This is a genomic window from Acinetobacter sp. ANC 3813 (assembly GCF_002135435.1).
Classification (GTDB): domain Bacteria; phylum Pseudomonadota; class Gammaproteobacteria; order Pseudomonadales; family Moraxellaceae; genus Acinetobacter.
This window is the reverse complement of the sequence record NZ_NEGK01000004.1, coordinates 116,029-132,678: the sequence shown is the minus strand read 5'-3', so window position 1 is coordinate 132,678 and position 16,650 is coordinate 116,029. Positions and strand designations below refer to the sequence as shown.

Below are 16,650 nucleotides of genomic sequence, written 5' to 3'. Positions count from 1 at the left end.
ATTAAACGGCTGAAAATTTAACTTACGCTTTCCATCCTGATCGATGCGGTTTATTGAATTGCGTAAAACAAAAAAAGAATTTTGCTTGCAGAATTCTTTTTTTGTACGGCCTGTACACGCTTAGAACGGAATTTGCGCCAGTTTGCTTAAAAAATGCGGCAGCAGGCGCGGCTCAATAATAAGGGTCATAATGACACCGTAGGCGGCTCCCCATAAATGTGCGCTATGATTAATATTGCTGTTGCCGCGCTTGCCAGACCAGATGCTGTAAGCGACATACAAAACTGCAAAAATAATAGCGGGCACAGGAATGAAGAATACAAAAATCAGCTTCCATGGTTCAAATAGAATATAGGCAAACAGCACCGCAGAAACTGCGCCTGAAGCGCCTAAGCTGGCCCAGCGCGCATCATTTTTATGCTGTAAATAGCTTGGAACAATTGCGGCAATCAGACCGCCTAAATAAAACAGCACAAAGCCCAAGTCAAAAAAGTATTGGCGGTAAAATGATTCAATCACACTGCCAAAAAAGAACAGGGTAATCATGTTAAATAATAAGTGCGCACCATCTGCATGCACAAAACCATGCGTGATAAAGCGGTCGTATTGCCCGCGCTGCATAGCTGGCGGCCAAAAAATCAGGCGGTTCATCATGTTCTGATTTTGAAATGCAAGGAAGGAAACAATGACCGTAATAATAATGATAGTCACGGTATGATTGATGGGTAAATCCAGCATAATGTGTTGGTCTATTGATCAATATTTAAAAGTAATAATGCCATTAAATGCTGGCTTAGCGGTAACTTTCAATTTAATTCCGACAATTTTGGTTGATTTTTTCGTATTGACCCGCATCTTCAGTTAAAATAGCGGCTTCAGCATGAGGAAAAATTGTTATGTCGACTGAAAATACCAGCACTGCAGCTGCAGAAGAGATTCCAAATTTATTGATTACGCCCAATGCGCAAGAGTATTTAAAAGATCTGCTGGCGAAACAAAACACGCCGGGCATTGCTGTTCGTATTTTTGTTGAAAATCCTGGTACACCGCGCGCTGAATGCTGTATGGCTTATAGTGCGCCAGAAGAAGTTATTCCGACAGATTACAAACAGGATTATCCTGATTTTCCGGCTTATGTTGATGCGCCATCTATTCCTTATTTGCTTGATGCGGTCATTGATTACAATAAAGACCGTTTTGGCGGCCAGCTGACTTTCCGCGCGCCAAACTCTAAAGTGCCGCGTGTAGGTCCAGATGCATCTGTAGAAGAGCGCATTACTTATGTGCTGCAGTCAGAAATTAATCCTGGCCTTGCAGGCCATGGCGGCAACTGTGCATTGGTCGAAGTCGTAAAAGATGAAGAACATGGTTTAACTGCCGTGCTTAAATTTGGCGGCGGCTGCCAAGGCTGTTCTTCAATTGACTTGACTCTGAAGCAGGGTGTAGAAACCACTTTGAAACAGCATGTGCCTGAACTTGCCCGTGTGGTCGATCAAACGGATCACAGTAATACTGAAGGCGCATATTTCAAGTAATATTGAAATCTGCGTGAATAAACCTCCTCTTTAGGAGGTTTTTTTGCCCGTTATAAATTGTTTTAAAAGCCTGCTGATTGATTCCTAAATTTATTGTTATAAAAATTTTGTCTTCATTAGTCATAAAATCTAAAAAATATGTGATAAATAAAAGTGAATGAAAATATTGATTTATGAGTTGTTCAGCGATAAATAAAAGACGAGGAAAGTATAAAATATACAAATCTTATTTGTTAAACATAATGATAATAATTATCAATAAGTATTGCATTATGTTTGTTGTTTGTTAATATTTGCGCACGAATCTACTTTATTTATCCATTATTATTAGCGAGTATTCACGAGATGAAGCGCACTTTAGTTCAATCGGCACTTGCCTTAGCGGTCACTTCAATTATGGCAGCGGCGCATGCAGAACAACAGGCTGCAGATGGGCAGGGCAATGTTACTAAATTAGAAACTATTGTTGTCACAACTGCGGGTGGTTTTGAACAAAATATTGCGGATGCTCCTGCTTCAATCTCAGTAATCACTGGTGAAGAATTACAAAAAAAATCATATACCGATGTCATTGATGCAGTAAAAAACATGCCGGGTTTATCTGTACAGGGCGGCGGCAATAATAAAGAAATCACCATTCGCGGCATGGGCGCAAGCTATACCAAGTATCTGATTGATGGACGTCCTGTCAGTGCCGGCAGAGCTGTGAACGGCAATGGTACGGATGGCGGGAAAATTGGCGCATATTTGCCGCCAATTGACATGATTGAGCGTATTGAAGTAGTTCGTGGCCCAATGTCATCATTGTATGGTTCAGATGCCATGGGCGGTGTCATTAACATCATTACCAAAAAAGCGTCTTCGAGCGATTGGCACGGCAGTATTTCTCCAGAATATACAAAATCAAATAATGACTATGCCAATGACAGCTATGGTGTTGGTTTCTATGCCGCTGGCCCATTAATTAAAGATAAATTGTCATTAAGTTTGGATGGTAATTTCCAAGGTAACGATGAAAGTGATTATGTTGGCGGTGAGGGGCAAAAATCAGGTTCGAGTGAGTCTGAAAAGAAAATTAGAAAGTTAGGCACTGAGTTGGTTTGGAATGTCGATCAGCACAATGATATTGGCTTGCGCTATGATTTCACGGGGCAGCAGTACACAACAACACTTGGAAAAAGTGTTGGCGCTGCAAGTGAAGCATCGATCAATGAAAATGAAAAAGAGATGTATACCATAACGCATAAAGCACATTACGATACATTCAATGTTGATTCATACTATCAAGACGAAACGACTAAAAAAGTTTATAGCGGCGCTGTAGCAGATGAAAAGCAAGAAGACTTAAAAGTATTTAATACGCAAGGTACGTTCTTCTTGGGCAATCATACTTTAACTGCGGGCGGTCAATATCAAACAGAAAAAATTATCGATACCACCAATGGCTTAGCCAGTGTTACGGGCTTGACGACACTTGACCGCTGGCTCTTTGCTTTGTATGCAGAGAATGAGTGGAACATTACGGATGATTTCGCGTTAACACTTGGCGCTCGATACAATAAAGACGAATATTTTGGTGGGGAAATTACTCCGCGAATTTATGGTATCTATCATTTAAATGATGTCTTAACGTTTAAAGGCGGGATCAGCACAGGCTACAAACAGCCGACGATTAGCCAAATTTCTGAAGGTTTTGGCAGCCGTACAGGTAAAGGTAGCGCCGTGATTATCGGTAACCCTGATTTGTCTCCAGAGAAGAGCACCAGTTACGAATTAGGCTTTAATTTTTCAGATCCAGAGTTGGGTTTAAGCAGCAGCTTAATGGTCTTTAAATCAGACTTTAAAGATAAGATCGTAGAAGACCGTTTGTGCGAAACACCAGGAACAACAAACAGCTCACCTGTTCAGGATTGGAAATGCTCGGCAAATGGTAAACCATACCGCTTTGTCAGCCAAATGAAGAACGTTGCAGAAGCTGAAATGAAAGGCGTTGAATTCGCTTTAGATTATGATGTGCTCGATAACTTACGTTTGAGCACAAGCTATACCTATACGGATTCAGAGCAAAAAAGCGGTGAATTTAAAGGCCAGCCTTTAAATAAAATGCCAAAACACATGCTGAATGCTGGTGTGGATTATGATGTTTCAGACCGCTGGAATACATGGATGGATTATAACTACCGCGGTAAAACCAGTGATTATTTAAGCCGTACATCAATGAGCAGCGGTACACCGGCTTATGGCACTGTTGATGCTGGTGCAGTGTATAAAGCGAGCGAAAAACTGAGCTTAACTGCCGGCGTATATAACCTTGCAAATAAAGAAGTGACCAATAGTGAATATGATATTGTCCTTGATGGCCGAAGATATACTGTAGGCATGAACATTAGATTCTAATCTGCAATAAAAAAGCCGCTTAAAGCGGCTTTTTTATTTAATCAGAATTTATTCAGAGATGGCTAAAATTTTTAAAGTTTCAGGCGCGTAATAGAATTGCTCTAAATAATGCCGAGCGCGTTCACGCAAATATTCAGAACCGATCATCTGCTGGATAACAGGATTGAGCAAGCCTTGCAGTTCTGCAGTAATCAGCGACTCATCAATATTTAAATCCCGCAGCAGCAAGTCGAACGGCCGTGCTGCATTGCGGATATACCACGCATAGACGGCGTCATGCACTTGCTGTTTCAAGTAATCACTTTGACGGATAAAATCCCAAATTTCTGCACCTAAACCCACCGTTTGCGGCAAGTCTTGAACCTCAATATAGTTTTTGAGGACAGAAACTGGCATGCCTTTAATTTTGTGCCATAAATTGGCTTGAAAGTGATACAGCTTCTGATCGTCAAAGTGCTGATTCAACACGGTTTCACTCATTTGACTGAGCTTTAAAATATTTTTTTGCAGGTATTTGCCAACGGCATTATCTAGATTGGTATCTGTGACATTTTCCAATACCGATTTGCCCATTTTCATAAAGCGCGATACACCGGGCACAGTTTTGGCAATCACAGAATTGTCTAAATAATCCTGAATAGAATGCTGGATGAGCTGGCTGATCATCGCTGAAAATGCAGGGCTGTTCACGACAGTCTTAATCAGGCGCTGACGGTGGCCGCTTTTGCTGGCCACATATTGCGCAATTTTATCCACGGTCAAAACAGGGATGATGTCCGCGATTGTCGCGGTATCATTCGATGGATGAATCAGCGCAAATTTTATATGCTCAACAATTTGCTCAATCAGAAAACTGCTGGCAGGCGTTTTCAGAATTTGCTTTTGAATCAGGGTATTAATTTGCTCAAAAGTCCACAGCTGCTGTAAAGGCTGCTTTGTAAACCAGTGATAAAAACTTAAAAATTCGGATTGAACTTGATTTGGTTGAGCAAAGGTCTGCTCTAAAAACTGAAGATGAGCCTCAATAAGCTGCTCAATCATAAGATTTTTTTGCATGCTGTCCTTGTAAAGCCTGTTTGCGGGCAAACGAGGTCAATTAGTTTAAAGGAATAAGTTTATCCGCAAGCGGGTTCTTAAACTTTTGGCTTTTTGCAAGGAAAGGCAAGTAATGGTCTGCAACTTCCTGCTCAGCTTCCATAATCGGCACGTGACCGACATTGTTAAGAATGACAGGAGCTTCAGCGCGTTTCAATAAGGTTTTCAGTTCATTTGCCGCTTCGACATTAATGATTTTGTCCTGTTTGCCCCAAAGAATTAATGTTGGCGCTTCAACTGTTTTGGTCAGGCGGGCAAAAGTGTCAGGCGTATAGATCCGGTTAAGCGTCACTACTTGATCAATCATTTTGCTGGTTTGCGCAGCTTGTGAAATGAGGTGCTGTTCTTGCGCCTGTTTTAATTTAAAAGGCACAGCAGGCGGGTTTTGCATCAGCTGATGCATCACGCTGTCAAAGTCGCCCGGCTTAGACACAATCAGCTGTTTTAATGAAGATGGATTCTTGGTATATGGCGTGACGGCATGCTTATAAATACCCGCACTGTTTAATAAAAACAGGCTTTGCGTATCAAAGGGATATTGCGCTGCATACACGGTGGCGATCGAGCCGCCCAGTGAATGGCCCGCAACATTTAATTTATCTTCAATATCAATTTTTTCAGCAAATTGGCGCAGCTGATCGGTCACATTCGGTACAGAGACATCAAAGTTAGCTGGCACTTTGGTGTCGCCATTGCTTGGCAAGTCTGGAATGATCACGTGATAATAAGGCGTTAGATAGTGCGCAACACGGTTCCAATTATCGCGGTTGCCTGCAAGGCCATGAATTAAAAGAATGGATGGATTCGCACGTGAGCCGCCTTCGCTGTAGCTCCATGTGATCGTGCCGATTTGAATGGTTTTAGAGCTCAGTCCAGCCGCTTTACGTTCTTGAATTAAGTAATTTTGCAAAATGGAGGGCTGTACATCTGGCGTATTATTCCCTGCTGCTAAACTCGGCTGGGCACAAAGCATCAGGCCACAGAGGCTGGCTATTTTAAATGCACGCCCAAACGTCGAATGTCGTCCTTTCATTGACTGGTGTTACCCCTAGCAAGCTGTTTAATTTGTTATTGCATTTATTAAAAATTTATCGGAATTAACACATTCGTCTAATAGAAATATCTATAAAGAATATTGTAGATCAAATATTTAGAATGTCACACTATGATTTTTTGACCGAGTTAATTGAGTGTTTTTAAAATGTGAACTGTGTCTTAAAAATAAGCAAAAATATTTAATAAAAAAAGATTAGCTTTGGCATTTTCTTCCTTTTTTGTGCAAAAAGTGTTTCTTAAATGAATAAAGAAATTATGGGAAAAGTTGGTTGAAGATAAATTAAGCATTTAAAAGCGCACAGCAGAAAAAGCGTTTCCTAATGGTTTTTGCAAGTGACAATCATTTTTATGAGGATTAAAATATTTCAACTTTAAATCAGGGTGGAAGATCATGCTAACAGCAGAAGAAGCTTTAGACCGTTTAAAAAAAGGGAATGAGCGTTTCGTAAATGGCCAAACGCAGCACCTTAAGCTTTTGACGCATCAGCAGCGTGCAGAGATGGCTGAAAGCCAAGAACCTTTTGCGATTGTATTGGGCTGTTCAGATTCGCGCGTTCCAGCAGAAATGGTCTTTGACCAAGGTCTGGGTGATTTATTTGTTATTCGTGTTGCGGGCAACATTGTCGCGCCATCGCAAGTAGGCAGTGTGGAATTTGCAGCAGACAGTTTTGGCTGTCCAGTCGTAATTGTTTTGGGCCACACGCATTGCGGCGCAATTCATTCAACCATTGAAGCGCTGACCAATCCTGCTGCTCCGTCGTCTGCAAATTTAATGTCGATTGTGAACCGCGTGCGTCCATCGGTAGAAATATTGCTGCAAACTGAGCTGAAAGATGATTTGGATAAATTGTCTGTACATGCGATACGTTCCAATGTATTCGCTTCCGTGAACCAATTGCGCCACGGCTCTGCTGTATTGGAAAACCTGATTGCTCAAGGCAAATTAAAGGTGGTTGGTGCTGAGTATTCATTGGAAACTGGCGAAGTGACCTTCTTTGATTTCTAAGCCCGAATATTTGCGGTTTTCCACTTCAAAGTGATGGGATACTGCATAAAAGCGATATTTAAAGCCAGCTTATTTGAGCTGGCTTTTTTATGCGCAGATCTTTTTACAATAATTCAAATAGTCATTAAATAATGTGAAAAATACAATATTGGTATGCAATTTGCTCCCTCTCTTGAGTCAATTCATGAACTTGGGATAATTGAAGTGAAATTTGCACAATTTAAGCTGGCAGCGCTGACGATGGCGCTATCATTTGGTGCGTCAGCAGCTGTAAATACTGAAGAGCTTACCATCGCGCAGCTGCACCAGGCCGTCAAAGAAAACAAAACGACCTTTAAGCAAACCATGCAAAACTATTTGGATGCGATTGAACAGTCAGATCAAAAAGGCGCTAAATTAAACAGTGTGATTAGTTTGAATGATCAAGCAATTGCACAGGCGGAAGCAGCGGATGCAGCCTTTAAAAAGACCGGTAAATTGAAGCCGCTGCAAGGCGTGCCTGTATTGCTGAAAGATAATGTTGATACTGCTGGCTTGTTAACCACAGGCGCTTCAATCAGCTTGAAAGACAATGTGCCGACGCAAGATGCTTTTATTGCGCAAAAGCTTAAAGATGCAGGTGCAATTGTCATTGCGAAAACCAATCTGCATGAATTTGCAGTTTGGGGCGAAACACGAAGCTCTATGCTGGGGCAAACCCTCAATCCCTATGGTTTAACCCGAACTCCAGGCGGTTCAAGCGGCGGTACAGGGGCGGGTGTCGCTGCCAATTTTGGTATTATTGGCATTGGTACAGACACCATTAACTCGATCCGCTCGCCAGCATCGGCCAACAGCCTTGTGGGTATCCGCCCAACCATTGGCCTTGTGAGCCGCGGCGGCATTATTCCTTATTCTTTTACCCAAGATACAGCTGGACCAATTACCCGCAGTGTTGAGGATGCAGCCAAAACTTTAAATGCAATTGTCGGCTATGACAAAGCGGATGAAGTTACGGCTATGGCAAAGAGCATGCACGTTGATTATACCCAGTCGCTGAAAGCGGATGGCTTGAAAAATAAGCGTATCGGCGTACTCAACAGTTTCTTTGGCACAGGTGAACAGCATCAGGCCACCAATGCCATCATCCGCAATTCAGTCGAGCAAATGAAGCAGGCTGGGGCGACCATCATTGAATTAGATGCACCGATTGATGCAGATGCGCTGGTAAAAAATGTCAGTGTGCATTTATATGATTTGCAGGATGATTTAAATACCTATTTAGCCGTCAATCCTAAGCAAAAACCTGTAGGTGACTTAAAAGCTTTGATTGCTTCAGGGCAATTTGATGCGGGGATCAAATCCAATATTGAAACTGCAGTGACCTTGTCGAAAGATTCAGATGAGTACAAAAGGCGCTTAAAGGGCCGTGAGCAGCTGCAAAAAGATGTGCAAAAACTGATGACAGAGCAAAAGCTGGATGCGGTCGTATTCCCGCATCAAAAACGCTTGGTGGTGCCAGTGGGTGAAACACAGGTCGAACGTAACGGTGTGCTGGGTTCTGTCACTGGCTTCCCATCGATTGTTGTACCGGCAGGCTTTAGTCCAAAATCTGAAACGGCGCCGATTGGCGTACCTGTGGGGCTTGAAATATTTGGACTGCCTTTAACTGAAGGCAAGCTTATTGAAATCGCTTATGGTTATGAGCAGCATTATCCAATGCGTCAAAAACCCGTATTGAAATGAGGATGGATTCTTTTCCAGCTGTAAAAATAAAAGGCGCTTTATAAAGCGCCTTTTATATAGGGATAGGCATTGTTGAGCAGGATGGGCTGTGCTTTGGCATTAGGATGGATCTGATCATTCTGCATCAGATTTTTATGCCCTGCGACTCCCTCTAAAAAGAAGGGCAGCAGTTTCACTTTGTATTGCTGGCTGACAAGCCTATAGTTGTTTTCAAAGGCTTTGGTGTAAGCTGAGCCATAATTTGGCGGAATTTTCATGCCAAATACTATGACGGTAGCTTTGGCTTGCTGGCTTTTTTGAATCAGCTGCGCTAAATTTTTTTGCATCATTTGCGGTGGCTGTCCGCGCAGGCCGTCATTGCCGCCCAACTCAATCACGACCACATGCGGTTTATGGGTTTGCAAGAGTTTCGGTAATCGCGCTAGCGCACCGCTGGTGGTTTCTCCGCTCACACTTGCATTGACCACTTTATGCGCTTTCGGATACTGTTGGTCTAAGCGTTTTTGCAATAACTGCACCCAGCCTTGCTGCGGCAGAATGCCATAGCCCGCGCTTAAGCTGTCTCCAACCACCATAATGGTTTTTGCGTTGGCCTGTATAGGGAGCAGCGCCAAGTTCAGCACTATAAATGAACCCAGAAGCCCCGTTTTTAAATTGCGGTTTTGTACACGACTTTGCATAAGAATCTGCTAGACCTGTAGATAGGAAAAATATGAGCCAAATTTCGACTGATTTATCCATCATGCCACAAGCCATTATTTCTGCACAGCAGTTGACACAAAAGATACAGTTGGGGCCTAAAGAACTCAGCATTTTTGAAAATTTAAACTTAGAAATTCTTGCGGGTGAGCAAGTCGCAATTACTGGGCGTTCTGGTTCAGGAAAATCAACATTGCTGGGTATTCTGGCGACACTGGATCAGGCCAGCAGCGGCCATTTGCAGGTCTGCGGCCAATCGATTGATCAATTGAATGAAGAGCAGCGCGCGGCTGTGCGTTTAGCGTATATTGGCTTTGTTTTTCAGTCTTTTCAGCTGCTGCCGCATCTCAGCGCATTGGAAAACGTCATGCTGCCGCTGCGCCTGCATCCGCATTTTCACTATGCTGCAGCGGAGCAAAAAGCGCAGACTTTACTGGAAAAAGTAGGTTTGGAACGTCAAGCGGCGCAAACACCTAAAGTGCTTTCAGGCGGCGAGCAGCAGCGGGTGGCCATTGCCCGCGCGCTGATCAGCGAGCCTAAAATTATTTTTGCCGATGAGCCGACCGGCAACTTGGATGGCGCGACCGCCAAAGAAATTGTACAGCTGTTATTTCAATTAAACCGTGAGCTGGGCACGACACTGATTTTAGTCACGCATGATCCGAAACTGGCTGCCCAATGCCAGCGCCATTATGAGTTGGTGGATGGCCAGCTGATCGAACATCAAAACGGAGGATGAAATGAATCCATTATTTCGTCCTTTGCTGACACAGAGTTTTAAAAGTACCGGTGTTTATCTGCTGCTGATTGCTTTGACCTTAGCCATCAGCGCTACCACCGCCTTAAAGTTCAGCAATGAGCAGGTGCAGCAGGCGGTTACGCTGCAGGCGGCAGAAATGCTGGCAGGGGATTTGGCGCTGACTGACAATGAACCAATTGCCCAGCCGTGGAAAGACAGAGCGAAGCAACTGAATTTGCAGCAGTCTGAAGTGACTATGTTTGGCACCATGGCGCACACTGCAGATCAATTTGTGATGGTCAACGTGAAAGCCATTGATGCAAATTTCCCGCTTCGCGGTGAACTGCGTGTCAGTCCTACAGCCAAAAGTATTCAATCGGGTGAAATTTGGCTGAGCCAGCGGGCCATGGATCTGCTTCGCCTGAAGATTGGCGATACGGTGCAGATCGCTGACGGTTCCTTTAAAGTCACTGCAAAAATTGCGCATGATTCCAATCAGGAATTGGGCTTTAGCGGTTTTTCGCCGACGGTCATTATTTCACGTCAAGACGTGGCTAAAACCAATGCTGTGCAAACAGGCAGCCGGATTGAATACCGGTTGCTGCTGGCTGGCGCTGTGTCTCAAAGCAAGCAGTTTGAGCAAGCGTTCAGACAGCAGTATCCAACTTGGGCAGACCGAGAGGATATGCAGAATAATGATTCCGATGCAGATAATCAGCCACCAGAAGCACAAAGCAGCCTGCGCTTAAGAAATGCCAGTGAGGGCAATACCCGCTTAATGAAACCGATTGCCAATTTGGATACTTTCCTGCAGCTGGCGAATATTCTAACTATACTGCTGTGCGGCATCGCTATTGCCTTAACCAGCCAGCGCTATGTACAGCAAAATCAGGACCATATTGCGTTAATGCGCTGTATGGGGGCATCTAAGCAGCAGATTCTTTGGGCCTACTTGTCATTGCTGGCGGTGGTTTTTGGCTTTGCGATTGTATTGGGCAGCGCTGCAGGCATTGGATTAGGCTATGGATTGCTGCAGCTTATGCTGCAATTGATTCCGCAGTTGAATGTGACGTTCTCTGCCCTAGATATGCTGCTGGGGCCGCTGCCGATTGCTATGCTCACCAGCGCTGTTGTTTTGCTGGGTTTTGTGCTGCCTAGCTTATGGCAGTTGCTGAATACAGCCCCCATCCGCGTCATCCGCCAGCAGGAGAAGTCGGTACAGTCTATGTTGTGGATGCTGCTGACAGGTACAGCCAGTTTGGTTTTATTTAGCGTTGTGCTGACCGAAAACCTGATGCTGACGGCTTGGGTCATTGGCGCCATTATTGTGCTATGCGCCGTACTGTATCTGTTTATTTGGGCTTTATTGAAATTCATCCGTAATTTAAAGCTGGGCATTTCGGCTTATGTGCGCACGCCGTATCAAACCGCCTTTCAAATTACCGCACTGGCCTTGGGATTAAGTTTAATTACCGTGCTCGCTGTATTGCGCACGGATCTGCTGGAGCGCTGGCAGCAGCAGCTGCCAGCAGGCACACCTAATCAGTTTGTGTATGGCTTGCCGCCCATGGATATGCCGGCTTTTCAGCAGCAGCTGAACATACATGGCTGGAAGGGCACGCCGCTATACCCCAATATCCGCGGGCGCTTAGTAGCAAAGAATGATCAGCCATTTTCCAATGTGCTGCTCAAGAATAACAACTCATTGCGCCGTGAGTTGAATTTAACGCAAGCAGCAGTTTTTCCTGTGGACAATAAAATTCTCAGCGGGGCAGTTAAATTTAGCCATGCCAATGAAGTTTCGGTTGAAGCTAAAACTGCGGCGGAATTGGGTATTCAAATTGGCGACCGCCTAACCTTTAGTCTGCCTGAAGGCTTACTGCAAGCTAAGGTGATTAATCTGCGCAGTGTTGAGTGGGAGAGTTTTAGCCCAAATTTCTTCTTTATTTTTTCACCTAAAACTATGGATGAAAATGCCGGCAGCTATTTGGGCAGTTTCTATGTGCCGCCTGCAGAAAAACCGCAATTAATTCAGCTGATTCAGCAGTTTTCCAATACGGTTTTTATTGATGTGACTTTAATTTTGGATGAGGTCAAACGCATTGTGGGTCTGCTGGTGCAGATCATTACCATTTTGGCTGTGCTGGTAGCTTTGTCGGGTATTTTGGTACTAATTGCATGCTTGAATCTGCTGATGGATGAGCGCAAACGTGAAGTTGCGCTGCTGCGCTCATTTGGCAGTTCTAAACAGAAATTAAAACGCATGCTGAGTTTAGAGATTGGCTTTATGGGACTCATCGCTGGTGTGGTGTCGTGTTTATTTGCAGAAATCATCAGCGCCATTGCTAGTTATAGAATGGAATTGGCGATTCAGCCGCATTGGGAGATATGGTTTATTCTACCTGTGCTGATGACATTGCTTTGTGCGCTAATTGGGCGTTATCGCCTAAGCTATTTAAGTGATATTCCACCTTTGCAAAGCCTGCGTGAGATGAATCAGTGATTCATCTTGGCAGTAAGGAGGTGGCTTTTAGTGCGATGCTAGTGTGTAAATAACTTAATCCATTGTGCTTAACGGATTGAGTTATTCATCATATTGACCAGCTCTTGCCACAGTGGCTGAATGTAGACTACTAAAGACAGGCAGTATTGATACGCAAACCAGCACAGTGCCGCACCAATCAATAGACTGATGGGATTGATGAGCGCGCTGCGCTGCATTTTGGCGCCATAATACCAAGTGGCGGCTAAGAAAGCGCCCATGATCATGCCGCCAATATGGGCGGCATTGTTGATGCCGCTAATCATAAATCCCATGGCTAAGTTAATGCCCATTACCGTGAGCAGTGTTTTTTTATCCAGCAAGAAGCGTTGCTGTGGCAAAACAGGGAACAGTGAAAGTACAGTCAGGGCTGCCCCAATGCCCATTACAGCGCCAGATGCACCCGCACCGACACTTGGCAGCAAGCTGTGATTGGCCTCGCCAATTCGGATCAATTCATAGCTGTCCTTAATAGAGATATAGCCGCTGAGCAATGAGCCGCTCAGCCCAGTCAAAAAATATAGACCAATAAAATACACACGGCCCAGCATCTGTTCAGCCACACTGCCAAATATATACAGCGCCCACATATTCAGCATCAGGTGAATAATGCCGAAGTGAAAAAACATGCTGGTGAATAGACGGATGGGTTCCGCTAAAAAACTTAAAGGTGCATAATCAGCACCCCAGCGAATAGCATCTGCTGTGCTCGGATTGCTGATATCCATGCCATGCAGCACTTGCCAAGCAAACAGTCCGACATTCACAGCAATCATTAAGGCTGTGAACCACCAAAGTTGAATTTCCAGTTTACGGTTTATCTGCGGTGGATGAAGTTCAGACATGCTATTCTTTTGGAAAATTATTGAATGAATAACAAGCTTAACATGAAAAAAGCCAAGATCAGGAACATCAGTTTGACATGAAAGCCTTTCTCGCTCGTACTTTAATGATTCTTGTCAGTTTAGTGCTTCTCGTACAGTTGTGGATTTTTGCCAGTTTGGCATGGTGGCGCACTCATTCTGTTGACACCACCATGATGATGCGGATTGATTATTGGTCGGATCCATCTGAGCCAATTAAGCACCAATGGCGCGACTATGATCAAATCAGTGACTATTTAAAGCATGCGGTCGTCGCTGCCGAAGACGGCAAGTTCTTGCAGCATCATGGTTTTGATTGGGAGGGTATGCAGTTTGCGCTGGAACGCAATAAGGACAAAGGCAAAGTGGTTGCGGGCGGATCGACCATCTCTCAGCAATTGGCTAAAAATTTATTCTTATTCAATAAGCGTTCATTTGTGCGTAAAGGCCAAGAAGCCGTTGCCACATGGATGATGGAGCGCATGTGGTCAAAAGAGCGCATTTTGGAAGTGTATTTAAATTCAGTTGAATTTGGTGAAAATATTTACGGTGTAGAGGCTGCTTCACAGCACTATTTTGGCAAAAGCTCGCGCAGTTTGAGCCGTGATCAGGCCGCGTTTTTAGCGGCGATTTTGCCTAATCCCAAATATTATCAGGATCACCGCAATGATTCTAAGCTCAAATACCGTAAACGCTTGATTCAAAAGTATATGCGTTATAGCCATATTCCTTGATTCAGGACTGCAGTTCGTTCCATTTAAATGCGCATTCAATTCCTTGTATAAAAAGCCTAGCAATCTAGGCTTTTTTTATGAAATTGTCATAAATTTGAAGCATACTAAACACAATGCACGGCACTTTCAAAAAATCATAGGTTAGACATGAATACGGCAGCTGACGCTTCTTTAGTACCCGCTGAATATACTTATAATGATCGATATATTAATCGAGAACTTTCGATTCTCGATTTCCACTTGCGCGTTTTGGAGCAAGCGGTCGATCCATTGCATCCGCTGCTGGAGCGCATGAATTTCCTGCTGATTTTTTCACGCAACTTAGATGAGTTCTTTGAAATCCGTGTTGCGGGCATGATGGAACAGCTGGATTTAGGCAATGAAAGCCATACGCCAGACGGTTTAACGCCAAAGCAGGTATTGGATCAGATTTCTGAAACAGCGCATGCGGCGATTGAACGCCAATACCGTATTTTAAATGAAGAAATTTTACCGAAGCTGCGTGAAGAAGACATTTGCTTCCTGCGCCGCGGTGAGCTGACGCCTGCACAGTCGGCATGGGTCAAAAAATATTTTCAGGAACAGGTTGCGCCAGTTTTAACGCCAATCAGCCTAGACCCTGCGCATCCATTTCCGCGCTTAGTCAATAAAAGCTTGAACTTTATTATTACGCTGGAAGGCAAAGATGCCTTTGGCCGTCAAATAGATTTGGCTGTTGTCCCTGCGCCGCGTTCATTGCCGCGCGTGGTGCGCCTGCCGGATGAACTGACTGGCGGTAAAGAGCATCATGTGATGCTGTCTGCAATCATTCATGAGCATGTATCAGATTTATTCCCAGGCATGACAGCTACAGGTTGCTATCAATTCCGAGTGACCCGTAATGCAGATTTGGCTTTGAATGAAGATGTCGAAGACTTAGCAAAAGCGCTGAAAGGCGAACTGAATTCACGCCGATTTGGCCGCGCAGTGCGTCTGGAAGTGACGCATAATTGCCCGAAACAGATTTATGACTATTTGCTGGATGAATTCGATCTGGAAGATGAGCAGCTGTATAAGGTTGATGGGCCAGTAAATTTAGCGCGCTTATTGTCTAACTTTAAACGCCCGCATTTGCGTTATGACTCACATACCCTCGTGATTCCCAAAGTATTGAAAAAGTCTGAGAATATTTTCAGCGCAATGCAGAAGCAGGATATTTTACTGCATCATCCATTTGAATCTTTTGCGCCAGTCATTAACTTACTGCGTGAAGCTGCGCGCGATCCGCAAGTATTAGCCATTAAGCAGACGCTGTACCGCAGCGGGCCAGACTCTGAAATTGTACAGGTGCTGGCGGAAGCGGCGCGTAATGGTAAAGAAGTCACTGCGGTCATTGAGCTGCGCGCGCGATTTGATGAAGAGTCAAATATTGAAGTGGCCAATGTGCTGCAGGAAGCGGGAGCTGTTGTTGTGTACGGCATAGTGGGCTATAAAACCCACGCCAAAATGATTCTTGTGGTGCGCCGTGAAAACAATAAGCTGGTGCGTTACGTGCATTTGGGCACAGGCAACTATCATGCAGGCAATGCACGCATTTATACCGATTATGGCTTGCTGACCACGGATAAAGAATTGTGTGAAGATGTGCACCGCATTTTTCAAGAATTGACGGGTATGGGCAAAATGGCGAAGCTGAAAAAACTGCTTCACGCGCCGTTTACCTTGCATGCGCAACTGGTGAATTATATTGATGAGGAGATTGCCAACGCTAAAGCGGGCAAGCCTGCGCAGATTATTGTAAAAGTAAATGCGCTGACTGAAGTGCAGCTGATCAATAAACTGTATGAGGCTTCACAGGCAGGGGTACAGATCGACCTGATTATCCGTTCGATTTGCTGCTTGCGTCCAGGTTTGCCGGGCCTTTCGGAAAATATCCGTGTGCGTTGTATTGTTGGACGTTTCTTGGAACATACCCGTGTGTATTACTTTAGCAATAATGGTGATGCCCGCATTTATTGTTCAAGTGCAGACTGGATGGATCGCAATCTGTTTAACCGTGTGGAAGCCTGTTTCCCTATTGAAGATGCTGGATTGAAAAAGCGGATTTATCAGCAAGGTTTAGTGAATTACTTAAAAGATAACCAGCAGGCTTGGCAGCTGCAGTCAGACGGCACATGGGTGCGTGTGCAGTCAGCCGAGGGCCAAGAGCCGCACAATGCGCAGCGTATTCTGCTGGATTTGATCAAATAATATTCATTGGGTGTAAACCTAAAAAAGGAA

Annotated in this window: 13 protein-coding genes; 8 read left to right on the top strand and 5 right to left on the bottom strand. The window is 44.3% G+C overall.

Features of this window, described 5'->3' with window-relative positions:
* Positions 1-120: 120 nt before the first annotated feature.
* The gene (locus B9T34_RS07545) at positions 121-738 is read right to left on the bottom strand and encodes a rhomboid family intramembrane serine protease (RefSeq protein WP_086212553.1); all 618 of its coding nucleotides are present in this window, start codon (positions 736-738) and stop codon (positions 121-123) included.
* Positions 739-896: 158 nt separating this feature from the next.
* Here B9T34_RS07545 and nfuA point away from each other — a divergent pair, with 158 nt between their 5' ends.
* On the top strand, positions 897-1,535 hold the full coding sequence (gene nfuA / locus B9T34_RS07540) for a Fe-S biogenesis protein NfuA (protein ID WP_086212552.1): 639 nt from the start codon (positions 897-899) through the stop codon (positions 1,533-1,535).
* A gap of 345 nt (positions 1,536-1,880) precedes the next feature.
* Positions 1,881-3,932: a TonB-dependent receptor domain-containing protein gene (locus B9T34_RS07535; protein ID WP_086212551.1), complete on the top strand. Its 2,052-nt coding sequence runs from the start codon at positions 1,881-1,883 to the stop codon at positions 3,930-3,932.
* Between the two features lie 48 nt (positions 3,933-3,980).
* Here B9T34_RS07535 and B9T34_RS07530 read toward each other — a convergent pair whose 3' ends face one another.
* Positions 3,981-4,988: a hypothetical protein gene (locus tag B9T34_RS07530; protein ID WP_086212550.1), complete on the bottom strand. Its 1,008-nt coding sequence runs from the start codon at positions 4,986-4,988 to the stop codon at positions 3,981-3,983.
* A 40-nt stretch (positions 4,989-5,028) separates the two neighbouring features.
* Entirely contained in the window at positions 5,029-6,060 is a 1,032-nt protein-coding gene (locus B9T34_RS07525; RefSeq protein WP_086212549.1) for an alpha/beta fold hydrolase, read from the bottom strand.
* 414 nt (positions 6,061-6,474) lie between these two features.
* Between B9T34_RS07525 and B9T34_RS07520 the strand changes: the two genes are divergently transcribed.
* Together B9T34_RS07520 and B9T34_RS07515 are read left to right on the top strand one after the other, a co-directional pair.
* Positions 6,475-7,089 (top strand): carbonic anhydrase, encoded by a 615-nt coding sequence (locus B9T34_RS07520; RefSeq protein ID WP_086212548.1) that lies wholly within the window; start codon positions 6,475-6,477, stop codon positions 7,087-7,089.
* A 204-nt stretch (positions 7,090-7,293) separates the two neighbouring features.
* A complete protein-coding gene (locus tag B9T34_RS07515; RefSeq protein WP_213034157.1) occupies positions 7,294-8,814 on the top strand; it encodes an amidase family protein in 1,521 nt (506 codons plus the stop codon).
* 38 nt (positions 8,815-8,852) lie between these two features.
* On the opposite strand, the gene B9T34_RS07510 is transcribed toward B9T34_RS07515, so the two are convergent.
* Complete coding sequence (locus tag B9T34_RS07510; protein WP_086212547.1) at positions 8,853-9,494, bottom strand: arylesterase; 642 nt, start codon at positions 9,492-9,494, stop codon at positions 8,853-8,855.
* Between the two features lie 32 nt (positions 9,495-9,526).
* Here B9T34_RS07510 and B9T34_RS07505 point away from each other — a divergent pair, with 32 nt between their 5' ends.
* Both B9T34_RS07505 and B9T34_RS07500 read left to right on the top strand, forming a co-directional pair.
* Positions 9,527-10,252 carry an ABC transporter ATP-binding protein gene (locus tag B9T34_RS07505; protein WP_086212546.1) on the top strand — a complete coding sequence of 242 codons (726 nt, stop codon included), beginning with the start codon at positions 9,527-9,529 and terminating at the stop codon, positions 10,250-10,252.
* Between the two features lies 1 nt (position 10,253).
* Positions 10,254-12,755: an ABC transporter permease gene (locus B9T34_RS07500; RefSeq protein ID WP_086212545.1), complete on the top strand. Its 2,502-nt coding sequence runs from the start codon at positions 10,254-10,256 to the stop codon at positions 12,753-12,755.
* 68 nt (positions 12,756-12,823) lie between these two features.
* Here B9T34_RS07500 and B9T34_RS07495 read toward each other — a convergent pair whose 3' ends face one another.
* Positions 12,824-13,639 (bottom strand): rhomboid family intramembrane serine protease, encoded by an 816-nt coding sequence (locus tag B9T34_RS07495; RefSeq protein ID WP_086212544.1) that lies wholly within the window; start codon positions 13,637-13,639, stop codon positions 12,824-12,826.
* A 77-nt stretch (positions 13,640-13,716) separates the two neighbouring features.
* Here B9T34_RS07495 and mtgA point away from each other — a divergent pair, with 77 nt between their 5' ends.
* Entirely contained in the window at positions 13,717-14,391 is a 675-nt protein-coding gene (gene mtgA, locus B9T34_RS07490) for a monofunctional biosynthetic peptidoglycan transglycosylase (protein WP_086212543.1), read from the top strand.
* Between the two features lie 147 nt (positions 14,392-14,538).
* Positions 14,539-16,620, top strand: a complete 2,082-nt coding sequence (ppk1, locus tag B9T34_RS07485; RefSeq protein WP_086212542.1) for a polyphosphate kinase 1 — start codon at positions 14,539-14,541, stop codon at positions 16,618-16,620.
* Positions 16,621-16,650: the final 30 nt, after the last annotated feature.

Coding starts and splice junctions, on each gene's coding strand:
- B9T34_RS07545 (WP_086212553.1), bottom strand. CDS start 738: ATGCTGGATTTACCCATCAATCATACCGTGACTATCATTATTATTACG.
- nfuA (WP_086212552.1), top strand. CDS start 897: ATGTCGACTGAAAATACCAGCACTGCAGCTGCAGAAGAGATTCCAAAT.
- B9T34_RS07535 (WP_086212551.1), top strand. CDS start 1,881: ATGAAGCGCACTTTAGTTCAATCGGCACTTGCCTTAGCGGTCACTTCA.
- B9T34_RS07530 (WP_086212550.1), bottom strand. CDS start 4,988: ATGCAAAAAAATCTTATGATTGAGCAGCTTATTGAGGCTCATCTTCAG.
- B9T34_RS07525 (WP_086212549.1), bottom strand. CDS start 6,060: ATGAAAGGACGACATTCGACGTTTGGGCGTGCATTTAAAATAGCCAGC.
- B9T34_RS07520 (WP_086212548.1), top strand. CDS start 6,475: ATGCTAACAGCAGAAGAAGCTTTAGACCGTTTAAAAAAAGGGAATGAG.
- B9T34_RS07510 (WP_086212547.1), bottom strand. CDS start 9,494: ATGCAAAGTCGTGTACAAAACCGCAATTTAAAAACGGGGCTTCTGGGT.
- B9T34_RS07505 (WP_086212546.1), top strand. CDS start 9,527: ATGAGCCAAATTTCGACTGATTTATCCATCATGCCACAAGCCATTATT.
- B9T34_RS07500 (WP_086212545.1), top strand. CDS start 10,254: ATGAATCCATTATTTCGTCCTTTGCTGACACAGAGTTTTAAAAGTACC.
- B9T34_RS07495 (WP_086212544.1), bottom strand. CDS start 13,639: ATGTCTGAACTTCATCCACCGCAGATAAACCGTAAACTGGAAATTCAA.
- mtgA (WP_086212543.1), top strand. CDS start 13,717: ATGAAAGCCTTTCTCGCTCGTACTTTAATGATTCTTGTCAGTTTAGTG.
- ppk1 (WP_086212542.1), top strand. CDS start 14,539: ATGAATACGGCAGCTGACGCTTCTTTAGTACCCGCTGAATATACTTAT.